This is a genomic window from Roseateles sp. (assembly GCF_036486225.1).
Classification (GTDB): Bacteria; Pseudomonadota; Gammaproteobacteria; order Burkholderiales; family Burkholderiaceae_C; genus Roseateles.
In genome coordinates, this window is sequence record NZ_DASVNZ010000409.1 from 1 (window position 1) to 21337 (window position 21337).

Annotated in this window: 21 protein-coding genes; 17 read left to right on the top strand and 4 right to left on the bottom strand. The window is 68.6% G+C overall.

Features of this window, described 5'->3' with window-relative positions:
• Window positions 1–667, bottom strand: a 667-nt coding sequence (locus tag VF536_RS26545; protein ID WP_331617948.1) for a hypothetical protein, incomplete at its 3' end; no start/stop codon positions are given.
• A gap of 91 nt (window positions 668–758) precedes the next feature.
• Here VF536_RS26545 and VF536_RS26550 point away from each other — a divergent pair.
• The 4 genes from VF536_RS26550 to VF536_RS26565 all read left to right on the top strand — a co-directional run bounded on the left by VF536_RS26550 (window position 759) and on the right by VF536_RS26565 (window position 5133).
• On the top strand, window positions 759–1190 hold the full coding sequence (locus VF536_RS26550; protein WP_331617949.1) for a hypothetical protein: 432 nt from the start codon (window positions 759–761) through the stop codon (window positions 1188–1190).
• A 172-nt stretch (window positions 1191–1362) separates the two neighbouring features.
• A complete protein-coding gene (locus VF536_RS26555) occupies window positions 1363–3537 on the top strand; it encodes a TonB-dependent siderophore receptor (RefSeq protein ID WP_331617950.1) in 2175 nt (724 codons plus the stop codon).
• A 103-nt stretch (window positions 3538–3640) separates the two neighbouring features.
• Window positions 3641–4003 carry a response regulator gene (locus VF536_RS26560; RefSeq protein ID WP_331617951.1) on the top strand — a complete coding sequence of 121 codons (363 nt, stop codon included), beginning with the start codon at window positions 3641–3643 and terminating at the stop codon, window positions 4001–4003.
• A gap of 38 nt (window positions 4004–4041) precedes the next feature.
• Window positions 4042–5133 (top strand): hypothetical protein, encoded by a 1092-nt coding sequence (locus VF536_RS26565; RefSeq protein WP_331617952.1) that lies wholly within the window; start codon window positions 4042–4044, stop codon window positions 5131–5133.
• Here the strand turns inward: VF536_RS26565 and VF536_RS26570 are convergent.
• Together VF536_RS26570 and VF536_RS26575 are read right to left on the bottom strand one after the other, a co-directional pair.
• Complete coding sequence (locus VF536_RS26570; protein WP_331617953.1) at window positions 5099–6484, bottom strand: HAMP domain-containing sensor histidine kinase; 1386 nt, start codon at window positions 6482–6484, stop codon at window positions 5099–5101. The two genes, VF536_RS26565 and VF536_RS26570, sit on opposite strands and share 35 nt — an antisense overlap.
• A gap of 10 nt (window positions 6485–6494) precedes the next feature.
• The gene (locus tag VF536_RS26575) at window positions 6495–7160 is read right to left on the bottom strand and encodes a response regulator transcription factor (protein ID WP_331617954.1); all 666 of its coding nucleotides are present in this window, start codon (window positions 7158–7160) and stop codon (window positions 6495–6497) included.
• 260 nt (window positions 7161–7420) lie between these two features.
• On the opposite strand from VF536_RS26575, the gene VF536_RS26580 reads away from it, so the two are divergent.
• From VF536_RS26580 to VF536_RS26600, 5 genes are read left to right on the top strand one after another with little or no spacing between them, the layout of a single operon-like run.
• Window positions 7421–7975 carry a hypothetical protein gene (locus VF536_RS26580; protein WP_331617955.1) on the top strand — a complete coding sequence of 185 codons (555 nt, stop codon included), beginning with the start codon at window positions 7421–7423 and terminating at the stop codon, window positions 7973–7975.
• 14 nt (window positions 7976–7989) lie between these two features.
• Window positions 7990–8991: a hypothetical protein gene (locus VF536_RS26585; protein WP_331617956.1), complete on the top strand. Its 1002-nt coding sequence runs from the start codon at window positions 7990–7992 to the stop codon at window positions 8989–8991.
• A 38-nt stretch (window positions 8992–9029) separates the two neighbouring features.
• The gene (locus tag VF536_RS26590; protein WP_331617957.1) at window positions 9030–10610 is read left to right on the top strand and encodes a hypothetical protein; all 1581 of its coding nucleotides are present in this window, start codon (window positions 9030–9032) and stop codon (window positions 10608–10610) included.
• 10 nt (window positions 10611–10620) lie between these two features.
• Window positions 10621–12702 (top strand): TonB-dependent siderophore receptor, encoded by a 2082-nt coding sequence (locus tag VF536_RS26595; RefSeq protein WP_331617958.1) that lies wholly within the window; start codon window positions 10621–10623, stop codon window positions 12700–12702.
• A 59-nt stretch (window positions 12703–12761) separates the two neighbouring features.
• The gene (locus VF536_RS26600; RefSeq protein WP_331617959.1) at window positions 12762–13514 is read left to right on the top strand and encodes a hypothetical protein; all 753 of its coding nucleotides are present in this window, start codon (window positions 12762–12764) and stop codon (window positions 13512–13514) included.
• Here the strand turns inward: VF536_RS26600 and VF536_RS26605 are convergent.
• Complete coding sequence (locus VF536_RS26605) at window positions 13470–13994, bottom strand: Fur family transcriptional regulator (RefSeq protein ID WP_331617960.1); 525 nt, start codon at window positions 13992–13994, stop codon at window positions 13470–13472. The two genes, VF536_RS26600 and VF536_RS26605, sit on opposite strands and share 45 nt — an antisense overlap.
• Window positions 13995–14413: 419 nt before the next feature.
• On the opposite strand from VF536_RS26605, the gene VF536_RS26610 reads away from it, so the two are divergent.
• The 8 genes from VF536_RS26610 to VF536_RS26645 all read left to right on the top strand — a co-directional run bounded on the left by VF536_RS26610 (window position 14414) and on the right by VF536_RS26645 (window position 21212).
• Window positions 14414–14734, top strand: coding sequence for a c-type cytochrome (locus VF536_RS26610; RefSeq protein WP_331617961.1), 321 nt, complete (start codon window positions 14414–14416; stop codon window positions 14732–14734).
• A gap of 2 nt (window positions 14735–14736) precedes the next feature.
• On the top strand, window positions 14737–15210 hold the full coding sequence (locus VF536_RS26615) for a (2Fe-2S)-binding protein (RefSeq protein WP_331617973.1): 474 nt from the start codon (window positions 14737–14739) through the stop codon (window positions 15208–15210).
• Window positions 15207–17456, top strand: a complete 2250-nt coding sequence (locus tag VF536_RS26620; RefSeq protein ID WP_331617962.1) for a xanthine dehydrogenase family protein molybdopterin-binding subunit — start codon at window positions 15207–15209, stop codon at window positions 17454–17456. Before VF536_RS26615 ends, VF536_RS26620 begins: the two co-directional genes overlap by 4 nt.
• A gap of 81 nt (window positions 17457–17537) precedes the next feature.
• Entirely contained in the window at window positions 17538–18122 is a 585-nt protein-coding gene (locus VF536_RS26625; protein ID WP_331617963.1) for a TetR/AcrR family transcriptional regulator, read from the top strand.
• Between the two features lie 143 nt (window positions 18123–18265).
• A complete protein-coding gene (locus VF536_RS26630; RefSeq protein WP_331617964.1) occupies window positions 18266–19015 on the top strand; it encodes an SDR family NAD(P)-dependent oxidoreductase in 750 nt (249 codons plus the stop codon).
• A 309-nt stretch (window positions 19016–19324) separates the two neighbouring features.
• Window positions 19325–19732 carry a hypothetical protein gene (locus VF536_RS26635; protein ID WP_331617965.1) on the top strand — a complete coding sequence of 136 codons (408 nt, stop codon included), beginning with the start codon at window positions 19325–19327 and terminating at the stop codon, window positions 19730–19732.
• A gap of 82 nt (window positions 19733–19814) precedes the next feature.
• Window positions 19815–20912 (top strand): threonine aldolase family protein, encoded by a 1098-nt coding sequence (locus tag VF536_RS26640; RefSeq protein WP_331617966.1) that lies wholly within the window; start codon window positions 19815–19817, stop codon window positions 20910–20912.
• A 57-nt stretch (window positions 20913–20969) separates the two neighbouring features.
• Window positions 20970–21212, top strand: coding sequence for a hypothetical protein (locus tag VF536_RS26645; RefSeq protein ID WP_331617967.1), 243 nt, complete (start codon window positions 20970–20972; stop codon window positions 21210–21212).
• The last annotated feature ends 125 nt before the right edge of the window (window positions 21213–21337 follow it).

The window sequence follows — 21337 nt, forward strand, 5'->3', positions numbered from 1 at the left end:
CCCAGTCGTAGCCGCTGCCGCCCGGCAGGATCTGCTCGAGGGACTTCATCCACGGGCTGTCGACGTCGCCGTGCCGGCGAAGCAGGTCCGCGACGATGCCGATCATGGATTCGACGGCGATCAGCACGAGGGCCACGGCGGACCATCGGAACAGCGACGCGAGATTCACCCGGTCGCGGAACCGGCCGTAGGTGGCAAGCAGCAGCCCGGCGCCCGCCAGGCCCAGCGCGACGCCGGCCCAGGTCCGCGGACCGAAGTCGGGATCGACGGCCGCCAGCAGGAGGCCGGTTTCCATCGCTTCGCGCACGCCCACGACGCTGGCCACGCCGAGCATCAGCCCAGGCGCGGCGTCGTGATGGGCCCATCGGTCGATCAGGTCCTGGGCGCGCTCGTGGATGAGGCGCGAGGAGGAGAGCAGGGACGACGCCAGCGCGACCACCACGGCCAGGAACGCGAGGCTGATCCAGGCCGCCAGGTCCTCGCGCGCGGGATGGGCCAGCACCCAGGCGGCGCCGAGCACGCCGGCCACCGCGCCGAGTCCGGTGCCCCACACGCAGGCCCGGCGCAAGGACGCGCGTCCGGTCGTCGTGGCGGCCAGCAGCAGCGCCTGCCCGATGAGCAGCAGCTCGGCGGCTTCACGCAGCGTCACGAAGGCGGCTTCGATCACGAGGGAATGGGGCGTTGGGAGTGGAGGGCGACCCGCATTGTCGCCGGGCCGTCGCTGGCCCGCATGAGACACTCCGACCCGTCCCGCCCCGATGATCCGCCCCGCCGATCCCGCGCTGATGAAAGACAAGGAACTGATCGAGCTCGTCGATGCCGCCATCGACGGCTTTCACGGCAACCTGAACGACCTGGGCAGCGCCATCGGGATGCTGATGCTGTCGCGTCGCTACGGATGGAAGGTCATGCTGCTCACGCACAGCCCGGGCACGATCCGCAAGTACCTGAAGATCCTCGGCTTGAAGCATCTGCGCGAAGCCGCGCCGGAGCTGGGCGAGCTGTCCCGGCGCTCCAACGCCTGGCGCCTCGTCGAAGACACCAGCAACTTCTGGAAGGTCGTCCGCGGGCAGATCGGCGGCGTGCGCAGCGCCATCGCCGACCCCGCCCTGGGCGCCGCGTCCGCCCGGACGCCCGACGCGATGCCCGACACGACGACCGAGCCCGGCGTCGACAAGCACAAGACCTGACCCCCGGCTGTCGCCACGACGCCGCAGAGCCCTTTCGCGTCGAAGTAGTAGCACTTGACAGTACTACTGTCGGCGCTTTACATTTTTCTGCGATCGAGAACGATTCGCATTAAAGCCGTCGACGGGCTCCCAAGTTCAGCGTTCCGACGCTTACCAAACCCAACGCCACCGAATGACCAAGAAACTGCTTGGCGTGCCTTCGCACGCCCGTACCGTCCGCCAACTCCGCCCCGTCGCCGCAGCCGCCGCCCTGAGCGTGCTGGCCATCGGCCTGACCACGTCCGCCCACGCCCAGTCCAGCAGCGACGTGACGCTGCCCAGCGTGTCCATCAAGGGCAAGGCGGAATCGGGCTACCAGGCCAAGCGCGCCACCACCGCCACGAAGACGGACACGGCGCTGCTCGACACGCCGCAGTCCATCTCCGTCGTCACCGAGCGGGACGTGCAGGACCGCGCCGCGCAGGGCGTGGGCGAGGCCGCCCGGTACGTGCCCGGCGTCGGCTTCGCGCAGGGCGAGGGCAACCGGGAGACGCCGATCTTCCGCGGCATCAGCACCACCGGCGACTTCTTCATCGACGGCATCCGCGACGACGTCCAGTACTACCGCGACCTCTACAACATCGAGCGGATGGAAGTGTTCAAGGGCCCCAACGCGATGATCTTCGGTCGCGGCGCCACCGGCGGCCTGATCAACCGCGTCAGCAAGGTCGCGCAGTGGGACAAGTTCGTCGCCGGCTCGGTGACGCTGGGCTCGTACCAGAACCGCCGTGTGACGATCGACGGCAACTCGGCGATCAACGACTCGGTGGCCGTGCGCCTGAACGCGCTGCACGAGGATTCGGAGAGCTACCGCGACGGCGTGAACCTCAAGCGCAGCGGCGTCAATCCGACGCTGGCCTGGCGCAGCGGCGGCACGCGCGTGGACGTGGGCTACGAATACTTCAAGGACGACCGCATCGCCGATCGCGGCATCTCGTCCTTCCAGGGCAAGCCGGTCGACACCGACCCGAAGACCTTCTTCGGCAACGCCGAGGGCAGCCCGACCTGGTCCAAGCTGAACGCCTTCAACCTGGCGGTCGAGCACGACTTCGGCAATGGCACGACCTTGAAGAACCGCACCCGCGTCGCCGATCAGGACAAGTTCTACCAGAACGTGTTCGCAGGCGCGGTGAACGCGGCCGGCACGCAGGTCGCGATCGCTGCCTACAACAACGCGACGCAGCGCAAGAGCTGGTTCAACCAGACGGACCTGAGCTTCAAGCTGGACACGGGCGGCATCCGCCACACGGTGCTGACCGGCCTGGAACTGGGCAAGCAGGACACGGACAACTTCCGCAACACCGGCTTCTTCGCCGGCGGCGCCACCAGCGTGAACGTGCCCCTGTCCAACCCGGTGACCACGGCGCCGATCACCTTCTCGCAATCGGCCACGGACGCCAACAACAGCTCCACGGCCAAGGTCGCCGCGATCTATGTGCAGGACCAGGTCGAGTTCACCAAGCAGTTCCTGCTGATCGCCGGCCTGCGCTACGACTCGTTCAAGGTCGACTTCACGAACAACCGCAACGCCCAGCAGATCAACACGAGCGACAGCCTGGTGTCGCCGCGCGTGGGCGTGATCTTCAAGCCCTTCGACGCCATGTCGCTGTACGCGAACTACAGCATCGCGCACCAGCCGCGCGCCGGCGATCAGCTCTCGTCCCTGTCGGTCACCAATGCCGCACTCGATCCCGAGAAGTTCAAGAGCTACGAACTGGGCGCGAAGTGGGACATCAACCCGGCGTTCTCGGCGACCGCGGCGGTCTACCGTCTGGATCGGACCAACGTGATCGTGCTGGACCCGACCGACCCGACCAACACGCGCACCATGCTCAGCGACGGCCAGCGCAGCGACGGCTTCGAACTGGGACTCGCGGGCAACGTGACCTCGGCGTGGAGCGTGACGGGCGGCTACTCGTACATCGACGCGAAGTTCCTCGCGGACACCTCGGCCACCCTGCGTTCCGGCGCCACCGTCGGCCAGGTGCCCAAGCACACCTTCACGCTGTGGAACCGCTACGACTTCACGCAGGACATCGGCGCGGGTCTGGGCCTCATCCATCGCAGCAAGATGTTCGCGTCCAACGAGCTGATCGCCACCTCGTCGACGCCGATTCCCAACGTCGAGCTGCCGGCCTACACCCGCATCGACGCGGCGGTGTTCTATCGCCTCAACGAGACGATGCGCCTGCAGCTGAATGTGGAGAACCTCTTCGACAGGAAGTACTACGCCTTCGCCAACAGCAACACGAACATCACGCCCGGGTCGCCGCGCGCGTTCCGCGTGTCGCTGAACGCGCGGTTCTGAGGATCGGTCGATCTCCTTCGGTCGATCTTCCGCGGTCGATCTGCTCCGGTGGATCGTCCGCGGTTTATCTACCGTTTAGGCGCGCGATCTAGCATCGCGCGCCATGCGCATCCTGCTGGCCGACGACGAAAAGATCCTGGCCCTGTGGCTCGCCCGGGCGCTGGGGCAGGGCGGCATCGTCGTCGATGTCGTCAACGACGGACGACGCATCGTGGCAGCCTTGAAGGCCACCGCCTACGACGCCCTGGTGATCGACCTCGACCGCCCCCGTCTGGGCGTGCTGGATGTCCTTGTGACGCTGCGGACGCTGCGCCGACGCGTGCCCGTCCTCGTGCTGACGCACGGCGACCCCAAGCCCGCGCTGGCCGTCGCCGATGACGTGCTGGCAAAGCCGTTCGCGGTGGAGGACCTGGAAGCACGACTCGCCGCGCTGGTCCGACGGACGTCCTTGCTCGCGTCCGCCTGACGGCGCGAGGCCACGTCCCTGTGATAGCGTTGCCGCGCATGACACGCCCCGCGCGCCTTCTGCTTGCAGCGACGACCCTCGCGGTCGTCGGCATCGCGAATGGCCGGGCTGCGCCGGCTGACGGCCCGCCCGCCGACCGTCGTCCGGCCGCCGAAGCCGCCCTCGTCCAGGACGAACGGCTGCTCGCCAGTCCCGGTGCCCCGGTGGCCGATCAGCGCGCCGCGCTCAAACGCCTGGCCGAAGGCAGCTTCTCGCGCAAGGACTTCGGTCGCGCGGCCGACTTCGCCACGCGCTACGTCAAGCTCAACGGCGGGGATCCCGAGGTCCGGGATCTGCTCACCGTCTCGCTGTTCCGCGCAAAACGTTACGACGACGCCGCACGCGCCTTGCAGACCGAGGTCTACGGATCGGAGAAGGCGGGCCAGGTGCCGTCCGAAGAGCGCCTGCGGTGGCTGCTCGAATGCTACGAACAACTCAACGACCGCATCGGCGCCAAGTGGGTGCTCGAACGCCTGGTGGTGCACCACCCGCGGCGCGAGTACTGGGGCCGGCTGCTCGTCAACGTCGACGTCGCGGAGCGCCTCACGCTCGATGTCCAGCGCCTGAGGCTGCTGACCGGGACACTGTCCACGCCCGACGACTACCTGAACATGGCGGCGCGCGCCCAGCGCGACGCGCTCCCCGCAGAGGCCCGCAACGTTCTCGAGGCCGGCTTCACGGCCGGCGTGCTCGGCATGGGCGCGGACGCGGCCCGGCATCGGCAGCTGCGCGATCAGGCCGTCAAGCTCGCGCGCGACGATCTGCAGCGCGCGACCGCGTCCGACACGGAAGCGCGCGCCCGAGCCGACAGCGACGGCCTGCCGCTCGTCGATCTCGGCTTCTCCCTGGTGACGCACGGACAGGCGGCGCGCGGCATGGCGTTGATGGACGCCGGCTTGAAGAAGGGCGTGAAGACGATTCCGCAGGACTCGAAACTGCGCCTGGCCATCGTCCACGTGTGGCAGGGCCAGCGGGCCAAGGCGCTCGAACTGCTGCGCTCGGTCAGCGGCCGGCACGGCGCGGGCGACGTGGCGCGCCTGTGGGAGTGGTACCTGCTCAACCCGGAGATGCCGCCGCCGGGACCTCGATGACCACGCGCAGGCCGCGTCCGCCGGGGCGGTCGACGGCGCGTATCCGTCCGCCGTGCAGCTCCACGATGCTGCGGCAGATCGCCAGGCCCAGCCCGCTGCCGGACAAGGTCGCGCCCTGCGCGTGATCCCGCTGGCTGCGGGGATAGCGGACGAAGCGTTCGAAGACCCGCTCGCGCTCGTGCTCGGGCAGCCCCGCGCCCTGGTCGTCCATCATGAGACGCCAGGTCCCGTCGGCGAAGACCTCCGAGTGCAGCGCGATCTCGGCGGCATCGGGCGAGGCATTGACCGCATTCGCCAGCAGGTTCAGCAGCACCTGATGCATCCACGCCGGATCGAAGGTGGCGCTGCCGGTCCCTTCATGCTGCCAGGAGAAGCCCATGCCATGGTGCTCCGCGAGCGCCGAGGCATCCTGGGCGAAAGCCTCCACGAATCGCGCGACGTCCTCGCGACGCAGGCGCAGCTCCACGGCGCGAGCGTCGGCACGAGCCAGCAGCAGCAGGTCTTCCACGATCTTGTTGAGCCGCGTGACCTCCTCGATCTGCGCCTGGGCGAGCTCCGCCTGCATCGCGTTCCCGGCGGCATCACGCTGCAGCTTCTCGGCATTGAGCCGGATGAGCGACAGCGGCGTCTTCAGCTCGTGCGACGCTTCCGCGGTGAAGCGCCGGATCTGGTTGAACGAGGTCTCCAGACGGTCGAAGGTCGCGTTGAGCAGCCGCGCCAGATCGGACAGCTCGTCCTGCACCTCGGAGACCGGGATGCGCTGATCGAGGTTGTCGGAGCGGATGCGGTCCGCGGTGTCGCGGATGAGGCGCATCGGGCGCAGCAGCAGGCGGCTCAGTCCGCGTCCGATGGCCAGGCTCACCAGCAGCATCACCGCGGTGAGCACCACCGCGGCCAGCCGGAAGCTCGACATCACGTCGCGGATCGGCTCCAGCGGCGTGGCGATCACGAGCCGGTAAGGGCTCAGGTCGAAGCCGGCGATGCGCATCTCGCCGAGGTCGCCGACCGACGCGCTCATGGGCGCGTCGCGCGGCGGGTTCGGGATGTCGCGCTCGTTGAGATTGAACGAGCGCAGCACGTCACCGCCGGGTAGATGGAGCTCGATGTAGAACTGGGCCGAGGCGTTGTCGGAGATCTCCCGCAGCCGCAGTTCCTGGAAGGCCGCGCTCATCGTCATGAACTCGGGGCCGAGGTGCGACTGGATCTGACGGAACTCCGTCGCGTTCAGGAGATCCAGGCCGCGCACGAGGTTGCGCTGCAGGAAGTGGTAACCCACGACGAGCACGACCGCGAGCGTCGTCGTCGCCGCGACCGCGTACCAGACGGCGATGCGCGTGCCGATCGACTTCATCGATCCGGCGTCACTGCAGCTGGTACCCGACGCCGCGCACCGTCTTGAACAGCGGGCGTCCCGCCGCGCTCTCGAGCTTGGCGCGCAGCCGGCTCATGTAGACCTCCAGCAGGTTGGTCTCCACGTCGTAATGGCTGGACCACACCTTCTCGGCGATGACCATGCGCGGGAGGATGCGCCCCTGGTTCTGCATGAAGACCTCGAGCAGGGCGTACTCGCGGCTGGTCAGGTCGATGGGCTTGCCCAGCACCTGCACGGTGTGCGCGGACAGGTCCATCTCCACGCCGCCGAAGCTCAGCCGCGTGTGCTTGACCGAGGTGTGCCGGCGCAGCAGCGAGCGCATGCGGGCCTGCAGTTCCTCGAGTCCGAAGGGCTTGGGCAGGTAGTCGTCCGCACCGAGGTCCAGGCCCTTGACGCGATCGGCCATGCTGTCGCGCGCGCTCAGGATCAGCACGGGCTCGTTGAAGCCGCCGCGGCGCCAGCCGCTGAGCAGGTCCAGGCCGTCGCCGTCGGGCAGGCCGAGATCGAGCACGACGGCGTCGAAGCCCTCGGACTCGAAGGCGGCCTCGGCGTCCGCGCAGCTGCGCACGAGCTCGGTGGTGTAGCGGCATTCGACCAGGCCCTGCTGGATGAACTGCCCCAGCTTGACTTGGTCCTCGACGATCAGGATGCGCATGGCGATGGCTCGTGTGCAGTGCGCCGCTGTCTCATTGCCGCTCGGGGTTTCCCGGCGGCGCGGTCGCTGACAAGGTGTGCCGCCATCGTCTACTCCCCGGCGGTGAAAGTCGCATAGGGAAAGCACGGGTCAAGATAAACCGGTCGCCAGGTCTCCGTTTAGCGGGCGTTTATTCGGCGCGCCCACAGTCGCCCCACGGCTCGACGCTGAGTGTCGGCCGACCAGTTGCCAAGCAGAACGACTCAAGGACGACAAGCACCATGCGACACCTTCTCCACTTCCTCCTGCCGCTCGCCGTTGGCGTGAGCGGCGTCGGCGCGCACGCCGCCGATGCCCCCGCCGCCGACAGGATCGGCGCGCTGCCCGTGATCAAGAACTGGACCGCGCCCAACTACAGGATGCTGAGCCAGGCGCTGGTCGAGGAGACCTTCGCGAAGCATCCGGAGCTGCAGAGCCTCACGTTGCAGGGCGTGCCGCCGGGCTTCCAGGGCAGCGTCAAGAGCACGATGTTCGCCGGCACCTTCCCGGAGCGCATCGGCAAGATGTCCTCCGACCTGGATGTGCTGGTGGTCGAGAAGGGCTACACCATCCTCGATCCGCGCTGGAACATGAAGGACACGCCGCCCAAGGTCACCATCCTCATCCCGCTGCGCGACAAGGCCCAGCAGAACGTCGGTCTGGCGGTGGTGGTCTTCAAGCATCCAGCCGGCGCGACGAAGACGGAGAAGGAGTACTTTCTCGCCGCCGCGACCATCCGCGACGAGCTCGCCGCCCGCATCCCCAGCCACGCCGCGATGTTCGCGCCGGCGCCCTGAATCAGGAGACGCTCATGAACACGACACTCTGCGCGGCTGCGGCCGCCCTTACGGTGGCCCTCCTCGCGGCATCGCACCCGGCCCGCGCCGCCGACGCCCCGGCGACGGCGGGCGGCAAGACGGCCTACAAGGTCGCCACCACGATCAAGACGGACGGACAGGGCGACATCCTGGCCATCCGCGCCGACACGGACGGGCGACGCCTGTATGTCGCCCGCAAGGGCGCCGTGGAAGTCATCGACCTCGATGCCGGCAACAAGATCGGCCAGGTGACGGTCGGCGGGCAGGTGAGCGCGATCGCGCTGTCGCCCGAGACCGGCCGCGGTTATGCGACCAGCACGGGCGAGAACACCGTGACCATGTTCGACCTGAAGTCGCTGCAGGCGCTCAAGACGGTCAAGTCCACCGGCGAGGCGCCCGGCGCCATCGAATTCGAACCGAAGAGCAAGCGCCTGTTCGTGTCCCACCAGAAGGGCGGCAAGCTGGTGGCGATGTCGCCGGACACGCTGGCCGTCGCCGGCAGCGCGACGCTGGGTGACCGGCTGCGCGGCATCACCGCGGACTCGCGCGGCAACCTGTTCGTCGCCGACGAGGCGCAGGACGCGCTGCATGTGCTGGACACGACGACGCTCAAGAGCAGGGGCCTCATCTCGGTCTGGCCGGCGAGCAAGCCCACGGCGCTCGTCAACGACGACCGCGAGCGTCGCATCTACACCGCCACCGCCAGCGGCCGCATGGTCGTGATCGATCCCGACATCGGCCAGATGGTGGGCTACGTGCCCATCGGCAAGGGCGACGGCGGCATCGCCGCGCAGTTCGCGCCCAACCGCTTCGTGCGCCTGTTCGTGCCGACCGCCGACGGCCAGCTCACGGTCGTGCAGAACGCCAAGCTCACCGCCACCGTGGAGAGCACGCTGCCCTCGGCCGGCGTGAAGGGCAGCGGCGTGGCCATCGACGGCAAGAGCGGCAAGGCCTACGTGGCCAACAGCGGCGACATCCTGGTGCTCGCCAAATAAGCGGCCAAGCGGCCCGGACCCCACAAGAGGAGACAAGCATGAATACGCATCGCATCGCCGCGGCCGCACGCGCGGCGGCCACCGCCCTGGCCACCACGCTGGTCGCGTCCCTGGCCGTTCCCGCGGCCGCCGTCGCCGGCCCCGTCTCGCCCACGGCGCTCAAGGGCAAGACCATCCTGTTCGTCATCGGCCAGCCGGTGAAGGGTGTTGCCAACGACGACCTGCTGATCAAGGAGTACCTGGAATCCCGCGGCGCTTCCGTCGTGCTGGCCGACGTCGCCACCCCCGCGGTGCAGGCGCAGGGCAAGGATCTGGTGATGATCTCGTCGACGGTCAAGGCGCGCGAGCTCGGCGACCGTTACCGCAACGTGACGCAGCCGGTGGTGACCTGGAACGCCTATACCTTCGCCGACATGGACATGACCGGCAAGGAGTTGCACCGGGACTTCACCGTCATCCGCGAGAAGGCCTTCCACAACGCCAATCACGCCGCGTACTACGCCTACGCGATCAGCGGCACCAAGCCGATCCTGAAGGCGGCGGGCATGGCGCACGGCATCTTCGCGCCCTTCACCTTCAGCGCCGGGGAGACGGACCCCTCGTGGGGCAAGCCCTCGCTGGGCGGCGACATCTCGGTGATCTTCGAGGGCTCCGTCGACAAGGCCGCCGTCTTCTCCTACGAGAAGGGCTCCGTGATGGCCCACAACGTGGTGGCCCCGGCGCGTCGCGTCGGCCTCTTCCTCGGCGACAACAGCTTCTCCGTGCTGACCGACGCGACCGGTCCGGCGGCGCAGGATCCGAAATCGCGCGAGTGGTTCGCGGGTCGCCGGCTCTTCGACGCCGCGCTGCGCTGGGCGGTGTCCACGCCCGATGAGGCGCCGCGCCGGATGGATCTCTCGCAGGCTCAATCCGAATTGAGCAAGCAGATGCGCGGCAAGAAGGTGCTGTACGTGCGCCGCTTCGACATGCCGTGGCCGGAGAACGAGGCCTCCGACCAGGCGCACCTGGCCTGGCTGCGCGGACTCGGCGCGGAGGTCACCGCGGTCGACCAGATGGAGCCCGACACCCATGCCAACGGCAAGGACCTGGTGCTGATCTCGGCCTCGATCAACAAGTACAAGCTGGGCAACAAGTACGCCGAGACGACGGTGCCGACGGTGATGATGGAAGCCAAGGCCGTGGACCAGATGCACATGGTCGGCCGGCATCGCAACACGGACTACGGCACCAACGACCACAAGGCCAGCCTGTATCCGCCTGAGGACTATGTGCAGATCCTGCGACCCAGCCATCCGCTGTCGGCGGGCTTCCCGGCCGGCAACCTCAAGCTGTACAAGTCGCCGGGCGTGCTCGCATGGTCCGTCGTTCCTCCCGGCGCCGAGGTGATCGCGGGCATCCCCAACCAGCCGCAGCACGGCACGATGTTCTCGTACGAGAAGGGCGCCGTGATGGCCAACGACCACATCGCGCCGGCACGCCGTATCCTGTTCCCGATGGACGCGACCCGCTTCCCCGACCTCACGGACGAGGGCCGCTGGCTCTACGGCAACGCGCTGGTGTGGGCGATGCAGAAGCCCGCCGACGCGGGCGCCACCGTCGCCGACGCGACCCGCCGTTGAGCCGGCCGTCATGAAGCACTTTCGACAGCGGGCGGTGCCCGCCTTGTGCGCGAGCCTGGGCACCATGGCCGCGCTGGCCGCCATGACCGGCACGGCCGCGGCACAGGACGTGGCTCAGCCTCCCCAACCTTCGGCCAGCGCGGCGGCCTCCGGCTCGCCGGCCGACTCCCGCATGCCCATGACCAAGAACGTCGTCGCCGGCGATGCCGGCGGCGGCGGTTCGCAGGAGGGCTACGCGGACGCCGTGAGCAACGTGGCGGGCGTGACCAGCAACAACGGCCGGGGGACCGCCAACGCCAGCATCATGATGCGCGGCATCCAGCTCAACCTGTTCACGAGCTACCGGCTCAACGGCGGTCTGCCGACCGCCGGCGTGATCTCCTCGCCCACGGAGAACAAGGAGCTCATCGAGACCCTCAAGGGCGCGAATGCGCTGATGTTCGGCATCGCGAGTCCGGGCGGCATCGTGAACCTGGTGACCAAACGCGCCGGGGTCAAGGACGTCACGTCCCTCACCCTCTCGGGCAATTCCTTCGGCCAGGTCGGTGTCGCCGCCGACATCGGCCGCCGCTTCGGCGAGGACAAGCAGTTCGGCGTCCGCGCCAACCTCTCGGCGACCCATCTTGAGAACGGTGTCGACGGCGGATCGGGGAACGGCAAGTTCGCCAGCATCGCGGCGGACTGGCGCGTGACGAGCCGGCTCACGCTCAAGGCCGACCTCGAGCACTACACGCGCGACGTCGTGGAGCAGGGCCTGATCGCCGTGCTGGCGCCGGTGAACGGCGTCATCGCGGTGCCGTCGCCGCCCGATCCCACGAAGCTGCTGTCGGGCGCGTGGGCGAAGTACACGCCGCAGACCGACAACGCCCAGCTGCGCGCCGACTACGCGCTGAACGACCGCTGGAAGGTGATGGCCGAGGCGGGGCGCTCCGAGTCATCGCGCTCGCGCTTCACCAACCGGATCATCGACTACAACCTGCAGACCGGCGCGGGCACCAATCGCATCACGGTCACGCGCGACCAGGAGTACGTCAACGAGTTCTACCGGACCGAGTTGGACGGCCGCTTCGCGACGGGGCCGATCCGGCACGACCTGACCCTGGGCGTGTCCTCGAGCGAACGGGATGCGAGCCAGCCGGTGTCGTTCAACGTCAACCAGCCGCAGAACATCTACGACCCGATCCCGCAGGTCAAGCCGCCCATCCCGTCGACGCCGCCGCAGAAGCGTCCCCAGGTCAGCAAGGACGTGGGCCTCTACGTCTACGACACGCTGAGCATCGGCCGCCAGTGGAAAGTGCTGGCGGGTCTCCGGCGCACCACCTACGACGCCGACAACACGCTGGCCAACGGCACGCACGCCACGCGGCGCTCCCACACGACCTCGCCGGCCTTCGGCGTGCTCTACGACGTCAGGCCGCAACTGACGCTGTTCGCCAGCGTCATGAAGGGCCTGGAGGAGACCGGCAGCGCGCCCGTGGGCACGCTCAACCAGTTCGAGATCCTGCCGCCGGCGGAGGCCACGCAAGTCGAGGTGGGCGTGCGCGGCACCGTCGCCGGCGTCAACGCCAACCTGGCGTTCTTCGACATCCAGCGGGCCAATGCGCTGACGGATCCGGTGAGCAACATCTTCCTGCTCGACGGGGAGAACAACTTCCGCGGCGTCGAGGCGACGCTGAGCGCCGACCTCGGATCGGCGTGGAGCGTCAACGCGTCGGGGCAGTACCTGAAGGCCACGCAGGATCCGGAGCACAACCTCAGCCTGAAAGGCCGGCGGCCGGAGAACATCCCGACCTTCACCGCCAACCTCGGCGTGCGGCATCGCCTGGCCGCGGTCAAGGGCCTGAACCTGACCGCCGGGCTGAACTACGTCGGCGCGCGGTATGTGGATCCGCTCAACCTCGGCGAGATCCCCGGCGTCGTGCTGGCCACCCTCGGCGCGAGCTACAGCACGCGGCTGATGGGCTACCGCACGCAGTGGCAGCTCAACGTCGACAACCTGACCAACAAGCGCTACTGGAATTCAGTGGGCAGCGGCGCTTATGGCGCCGGCATGGAACGCAGCCTGCGCTTCAGCGCGAAGGCCGAGTTCTGATCGGCCATCTCCTCAATCTCCGCGGGTCCGCGAGACCTCGCCACAAGGATTCGAACACCATGACTCTCCACTCCGCATGCACGAGCCGTGCACGCCGCGCGGCCCTGGCCGGCGCCGCCGCGACGCTGCTGTCGATGATGGGCCCGACGGGCCCGGCCTGGGCGGCGACGCCCGCCATCGCGGTGATCACCGAACCGGTGGGCAGCGACCGGCTCCCCCAGCTCAACGCCCAGTTCGACGCCTGGAAGAAGGCGAAGCTGGTCTCCAGCGTCAAGCTGCTGAAGGCGCAACCCGGGCAGAAGGACGCGGGCTTCGCGAATCTGGCCATCGTCACCTTGCCGGACGACAAGGCGTTCAAGACCTGGAGCGTCGACGTGCAGGGCCGGCTCGGCCAGGGCGCCATCGTGCGCCAGGCCGACCTCGTCAAGCAGGAGGGGCAGCCTTCCAAGACCCCCGCTCAGGCGGTGCACGTGGCCAGCCTGTATGCGACGCATGTGCCCGCGACCGAGTACAAGTCCTACACGACCAGCTACATCACGCCCAACATGAACCTGCAGCGCAAGAGCGGGATCATGAGCCAGTACACGATGTACCTGGAGCGCGATCCGGTGGAGGGCGTCGTGCGCTCGCTGCTGGTGATGGAGTACGTCGACGAGGGCGCCTACGCCCGGCGCGAGGCGGTCAAGGCGGCGGGGAAGCAGCAGCTGACGAGCAACGCCGGCTGGAAGCGGATCAACGACACCAAGGAGAGCATCCGCACCGACATCTCATCGACGGCGGCCAGCGAGATCGCGCTGGCCGGCGGGCGCTGAGCAGGCGGCGCACCGGCCGCGCAGGACCAGGTGGTTCTCGCCCATCGTGAATCCCCGCCGGGCGGCCAGCGCCTGGAGCTCGGCGTGGATCTGCGGCGAGAACTGCGTGCGGACCTCGTCGCAGGACTCGCACATCAGCACCGTCAGCGACGTCGCCGCCGGACCGGCGCCGTACATCGCGGGGCGGTCGCCCAGGCGGATGCGGTGGGCCAGACCGTGGTCCGTCAAGGTCGAGAGCACGTTGTAGATGGTCGGGACGATGGTCGCGTGGCCCGTCGCGAGGATGGCCCGGCAGATGTCGGGCGGATTCATCAGGCCGTCCGACGGCGTGCGGACCTGCAGCACGGCGAGCACCAGCATGCGGATCGGCGTCGGTCGCACCTGGCAGCCGCGGAGCAGCGCCGCGGCGGCGGAGAGGGCGGACGCGTCGATCGCGCCGGCGGCTCGGGTCGGTTCTGGTTCCGGAAGGGGAGCAAGCACGTGAGGCGGTCGATGCAGGACGGAGAACCCGCAAGGCCCGCGTTGACCGCAGGCCCTGGGGCGCAGCGGCGATGATCGTTTCGCCCGACTTAAGTGCGCGTTAAGACTTCGCGATGGCGCTTCGCGGCCCCACGGTCTTCATGGCGGTGTCCCGCGTTGGAAGATCCCCGGACGCGCCGCTCGGATCTGTGCTGATTGGCAAGCGTCGCTTGTCAATCCTTCAAGGCCGCGACGACTATCGGCTTTCCAATCGCTCTCCTAGAGTGCACCCCGGCGGCCGCGGCCTGCCGGGTGGTGCGTGGTGCGGGGCGCCCGCCGCCCAAAGCAGGCTTTCGCGCATTGTGGGTGGTTCCTCCCGCGCCTAGAGTGCCTGCACGGCGCGTACGCCGCCTCGAAAAGCCACTCCGGAGAAGCCATTCATGAGGAAGCTGTCTGCACTCGCGTGCTGCGCGTTGCTGGTCGCCGTGCCGGGTCTTGCCCTGGCCAACCCTGCGCTCGCGCAGAAGAAGAACTGCATGGCCTGCCACGCCGTCGACAAGCGGCTCGTGGGCCCGTCGTTCAAGGACATCGGGTCCAAGTACGCCAAGCAGGACGGCGCCGCCGCGGACCTCGCCACGCGCATCGTCAAGGGCAGCTCGGGCCGCTGGGGCCCCGTGCCCATGCCCGCCAATCCGCAGGTGAGCGCCGAGGACGCACAAGCGCTCTCCACCTGGATCCTGGAACAGGGAGGCAAGCCATGACCATGACCGAGCTGAACGTCAACAACCGCCAGCTGCGCGCGGACGTCGACGGCGACACGCCGCTGCTGTGGGTGCTGCGCGAAGAGCTGCAGCTCACCGGCACGAAGTACGGCTGCGGCGTCGCGCAGTGCGGCGCCTGCACGGTGCACCTGGACGGCGCGGCGCTGCGCTCGTGCGTGATGCCGGCCAGCGCGGTGCCGGCCACCGCGAAGATCGTGACGATCGAGGGCCTGGGGCAGACGCGACTCAAGGTCGTGCAGGAAGCGTGGGCCGAGCTGGACGTCGCGCAGTGCGGCTACTGTCAGCCCGGGATGATCATGGCCGCCGCCGCCCTGATCGCCCAGACGCCCGATCCCAGCGATGAAGACATCCGCACGGGCATCACCAACATCTGCCGCTGCGGGACCTATCCGCGGGTGCTGGCCGCGACCAAGCTGGCCGCCCAACGCCTGCGCGGCGCGGGAGCCCAGCGATGAGCGCCGCAACGACCAACACCGCCGCAACCAACGAAGCCACCGCGACAGGCGCGACGGGCGCGACGCGACGTCATTTCCTGAAAGCGACCGGCCTGGCGGCGGGTGGCCTCGCTCTTGAGTTCACGCTGCCTGTGACCGGCGCGATGGCGCAGGCGCAGACGCCAGCCCAGGCACCGTCGCCGGGCGCGGCACCGGCGGGCGAGGTGACGGCGTGGCTGCTGATCCATCCCGATGAGTCCGTCGTCATCCGCATCGCCCGTGCGGAAATGGGGCAGGGCACCTTGACCGGGCTGGCACAGCTCGTGGCCGAGGAGCTCGAGTGCAACTGGGCCAACGTCCGCTTCGAGCTCGTGAAGCCCGGCGCCAACCGGGCGCGCGCCCGCATCTGGCGCGACATGGGCACGGGCGGCTCGCGCGGCATTCGCGGCTCGCAGGACTACGTGCGCAAGGCCGGCGCGGCCGCGCGTTCGATGCTGGTCAGCGCCGCGGCCCAGCAGTGGGCCGTGCCTGTCGCTGAATGCAGCGTCGACAGCGGCACCATCCGCCATGCGGCCTCCAAGCGCCAGACTACCTTCGGCGCCGTTGCCGCGGCGGCCAACAAGTTGACTATCCCCGAGGACATCGTCCTCAAGGATCCGTTGCAGTGGCGCATCGCCGGCAAGCCGCTGAAGCGGCTCGACACGGCCGACAAGCTCAACGGCTCGCTGGTCTACGGCATGGACCTGCGCCTGCCCGGGATGATCGTCGCGCTGCCCAAGGCTTGTCCCGTCCACGGCGGCACGCTGGTGAGCTTCGACAAGCAGGCCGTGATGAAGATGCCGGGTGTGCGCGACGTGATCAAGGTCGACGACGCCACCGTCGCCGTGCTGGCGGATCGCTTCTGGCAGGCCAAGCGCGCACTCGATGCCTTGCCCATCGTCTGGGACAAGGGACCGAACGCCTCGGTCAGCAGCGCCTCCATCGCCGCGATGATCAGCGAGGGTCTGCAAGGCGACACGCCCTTCGTCGGCAATCGCCAGGGTGATGCGAAGACGCAGCTGCAGGGCGCTTCCCGCGTGATCGAGGCCGACTACGGCACGCCGTTCCAGAACCACGCGCCGATGGAGCCGCTGTCCGCCACGGTGCAGTGGACCGCGCAGCGCTGCGACGTCTGGGCGCCGACGCAGGTCGCGGAAGCGGCGCTCGCGACGGTCGCGGACGCGGCGGGACTCGACATCGCCGCCTGTGAAGTCCATCCGATGCGCATCGGCGGCAGCTTTGGTCGCCGCCTCGCGACCGACTACCTGGCGATGGCGGTTCGCATCGCGAGGCAGCGCCCGGGCGTGCCGGTCAAGATGATGTGGACGCGCGAGGAGGACATGCTCCAGGGCCGCTTCCACCCGGTCACGCAGTGCCGCCTGCGCGCGACGCTCGACGGCCAGGGCCGCATCGGCGCGCTGCACATGCGCATCGCCGGCCAGTCGATCACGTCCTTCGTCAATCCGAAGGCGATCACCGCCAACGGTGATGCGACCGTGTTCCAGGGACTGCTGGCGGACTCGCCCGAAGGGCACTTCGGCTACGAGGTGCCGCATCTGCTGATCGACCACGCGATGCGCAACCCGCATGTGCGGCCGGGCTACTGGCGCGGTGTGAACACCAACCAGAACGCGATCTACAGCGAGTGCTTCATCGACGAGCTCGCGCATGCCGCCGGCAAGGATCCCTTCGAGTTCCGCAAGCTGCATATGGCCAAACGGCCCAAGCACCTCGCGGTGCTGCAGGCCGTGGCCGATCGCGCCGGCTGGAGCAAGCCCGCGCCCAAGGGCGTGTTCCGCGGCATCGCCCAATACATGGGCTTCGGCAGCTACACGGCCGCCGTCGCGGAGGTCTCCGTCAAGGACGGGCAGTTGAAGGTGCTCCGGATCGTCGCGGCGACCGACCCCGGTCATGTCGTCAATCCGCAGCAGGTGGAAGCGCAGGTGGCGGGTTCGTTCGTGTATGGGCTGGGTGCGGCGCTCTTCGGCGGCAACACGGTGAAGGACGGCGCCATCGCGGAGACCAACTTCGACACCTACGGCGTTCTGCGCCTGTATGACATGCCGGCGGTGGAGGTCATCGTCATGCCGTCGGGCGGCTTTTGGGGTGGCGTCGGCGAGCCCACCATCGCGGTGGCCGCGCCGGCCGTGCTCAACGCGGTGTTCGCGGCCACGGGCAAACGGATCCGGCAACTGCCGTTGAAGGACACCGACCTGTCGAAGGCGTGATCCCCAACGCGTGAGGCGGGGAGACCGGATGAAAATTGCGGCTATTGACCGATCGGTCCAATACGCCGTAGCATCCGTCCCATGCCCCGCGAACGCCGCTTTTCCGAATCCGAAGTGCTGGAGCGTCTGACCGACGTCTTCGCCACGCACGGCTATGCCAGCACCAGTCTCGCGCTCCTGCAGGAGGCGACCGGGCTGGGCAAGCAGAGCCTGTACAACACCTTCGGCGACAAGCAGGCGATGTACCTGCAGGCGATCGACTGCGCGGTGCAGCGCGCCGCGAACACCGTCGCCGCCGTGCAGGCCGCCGAGACAGGCCGGGCAGCCATCGAGGTGTATTACGACGCGATGGTCGCGAGCTGCACCAGCGAGAACCCCGTCGAGAAGCATTGCATCGTCACCAGCGGCCTGCTGGAAGGGCTGTCCGACGCGCCGCTCGCCTGGGCGCTGACGAGCCGCTGGCAGGCCACGCATGAACTGCTGCGCGCCGCGGTCGAACGCGGCCAGCGCGATGGATCCATCGCCAGTCCAACGCCCTCGGCGGAACTCGCCGAGCTGCTGATCGCGCTGACCAGCGGGCTTCGCGTCGCCGCGCAGGCGGGACGCAGTCGCGCGCAGATGGAGCGATCCGTGGCGCTCGCGTTGGCGGTGCTCGACATGAGCTGATCCGTTCCCCTCGCCGTTTTTTTCCCGATGTCGCGCTGATGCCTGCCTGAGGCACAGCGGAGCCGTTCCTGATTTCCCCACCGGCCGCACGAGCGGCTTTTCTTTCCCCGTATTTTGACCGATCGGTCTATTTGGAGCCCATGATGAGCAAGTCCCTGGTTGGAAAAATCGCCCTGGTCACCGGCGCGTCGCGCGGCATCGGCGCCGCCATCGCGCAGCGTCTCGCCGCCGATGGCGCGGAGGTCGTGCTGCATTACGGCAGCGGCCGCGACGAGGTGGAAACGCTGGCCGCGGCCGTGCGTGCCGCCGGCGGCACCGCGCACGTGGTGCAGGCGGACCTGTCCGCCGTGGACGGCGGTCAGCAGCTGGTCCAACGCGTGACCGCGCTGGGACTGCCGCGCGTCGACATCCTGGTGAACAACGCCGGCATCGCCGTCTTCGCCGGACTCCTCGACACCAGCGTCGAGGACTTCGAGCGCCTGGTCAGCGTGAACATGCGCAGCCTGTTCCAGGTCACCAAGGGCGTGGTGCCAGTCATGCCCGACGGCGGCCGCATCATCAACATCGGCACGGCGGCGACGCGCATCGCCTTCCCGGGCATCACGGCCTACTCCGCGAGCAAGGGCTTCGTGGACGCGTTGACGCTGCAACTGGCCGCTGAGCTGGGCCCGCGCAACATCACGGTCAACGTCGTCGCCCCCGGCGCCATCGAGACCCGCATGAGCGCCTGGATCAACGAGCCGGGCGGCAAGGAGACGCTGGCGCAGGTCCAGGCGCTGCCGGGCGTCGGCAAGCCGGAGTTCATCGCCGGTGTGGTCGCCTTCGTGGCGGGGCCGGATGGTGCCTGGACGACGGGTCAGATCATCGACGCGAGCGGCGGCACGAAGCTGTAAGCCACGCAGCCTCCTTGCGCCACGCGCATGGCTGCTTTGCGGCGCCTGCGCTTGTCCGAGGGCGGGCGGGTCCTGACACTGCGAATGCGCCGATGTCCCATGGCATCGGCGCATTCGTCATTCATCGACCGCTCGACTGTCGACCTCTCGACCACTGGAACACTCATGCCCGGAATGAACAAGCCTTGGGGCGCGTTGCGTCTGATCGCAGCGGGCCTCGCCTTGGCGAGCCTGCCGTTTGTGGCCGGCGCTGCGCCTGCGGGAAACGCGTCGGTGGCGTCGAACCAGCCCCTCAAGGACACCACCACCGTGAACGCCCCCTCGACCGACGACCTCGCCCTGATCCAGCAACTGCTGGCGCAATACACCGGCAGCGTGACCGACGGCGACGCCCGTCGTTTCGAGTCCCAGCTGCTGGACCTGAACATCCCGTTCTCGGGCGTGGCCAAGGACTTCGGCGCCTCCGCCGGTCTGGCGAACGTCCAGAACTACCAGGGCTTCAAGCAGGCGATCTTCGGCTCCGGCAAGCGCTACAAGCAGCGCTTCTCGAACGTGAAGATCGAACAGGTCGGCCTGCTGGCGCAGGTCTCGCTCGACTACGAGACCGCGCTGCAGGACGAGGCGTACAGCGGCAAGGGCTGGAAGGTGCTCCACCTGCTGAAGGTGGGCGGTCACTGGAAGATCGCCAGCGAGTTCTACGTCGGCTATCCCAAGTGACACTGTCGCGCGATGGGGGCGCGTGATTCAATCGCCACCCGATCGATCCTGATCGTTCACGATCGCCACCAGCGACACCGCGATGACGCCTGCCGAGACTCAAGCCCTGAAGAACCGATGCACCCGCTGGGTGTCGGGTTTCGCGCCGCGATCGTTCGCCGACGACCTGGAAGCCGTCGCGGCCTGGGCGCGGTCGAACGCGGTAGCCGCCGATGTCTACGGCGAGGGCGGCGCCGTCGAGCTGCTGGAGCAGCGCGTGGCCGGTCTCCTTGGGAAACCCGCTGCGGTGTTCATGCCCAGCGGCGTCATGGCGCAGTTGATCGCCTTGCGTCTGCATGCGGACGAGAAACGCCTGCCGCGCTTCGGCATGCATGCGACCTGCCATCTGGCGACGGAGGAGGAGCAGGCCTATTCCCATGTGATGGGGCTGCATGCGGCGTTCCTCGGGCAGGCGCATCGGACGCTGAACCGGCGCGATCTGGAACAGCCTGCCGAAGCGCTGGCCGCCGTGGTGCTTGAACTTCCCGCCCGCGTCATCGGCGGGCAGTCGCCCAGTTGGGAAGAGCTGACTGCGATCAAGGACTGGGCCGCCGAGACGGGCACGCGGTTGCATCTCGACGGCGCGCGCCTGTGGGAGGCCGCCGCCTGGTACGGGAAGAGCTACGCCGAGATCGTGGCGGGCGTCGACACCGTCTATGTCTCGACCTACAAGGGGCTGGGCGGCTTCTCGGGCGCGCTGCTCGCGGGCGACGAGCGCGCCATGGCGCAGGCGCGTGTGTGGCGTCGACGCATGGGCGGAACGATCTTCCAGTTGGCCCCGCTTGCAGCGTCCGCCGCTTTCCGCCTGGATGAGCGTCTGGCGCTGATGCCGCGCCTGTTTGAGCGCACCCTGGCGGTGGTCGAGGTCTTGAGCCGGGTGAGCGGCATCCGCATCAATCCCGCCGCGCCGCACGCGAACATGTTCCACGTCCACATGGACGGCGAGGTGCAGCGCCTCATCGACGCACGCAACGCGATCGCCGAGAGCGACGGCCTGTGGCTGTTCAACGCCGCGCGGGCGACGGGGTCTCCCGGCCGGGCGGTGGCGGAGATCTATGTCGGCGACAACCTGCTCGCGTTGAGCGATGAGGGGGTCGCCGAGGCGTTCGCGCGGTTGATCGCATTCGCGAATCGGGAATGAGCGTCCTCGCCTCATCCCTCCGGATGGGCCGCGAGACCGCGTAGCATCGCGATCTCCATGAAACGCACGCTTTTCGGCCTCGCGCTCTCCGCGCTGGTCACCCTCTTCTTCATCTGGCTCATCACGTTCGGCTTCGGCCAGTTGATGTCGTCCCTGCGCGGGTTGACGCAGCCTGGCGGCCAGGGCGGCAGCGCCGTGACCATGCTGATCGTCGGCCTGGCGGTCTTCGTGCCGCTGCTGATCTACCGCATCCGCAAGGCGCGGCAGAAGCAGCGGAAGAACAAGACCAACGCCGCTTGATGCTTGATGCTTGATGCCGGGCGGGGGTGACTGCGTTCGGCAGTGCCGCGCCATCAGGCACCTACCGTGCGCTGTCCGCCCCGATCGGCAGGCGCGCGTTCAGGGGAGGGCGCGCCGGATTCCCC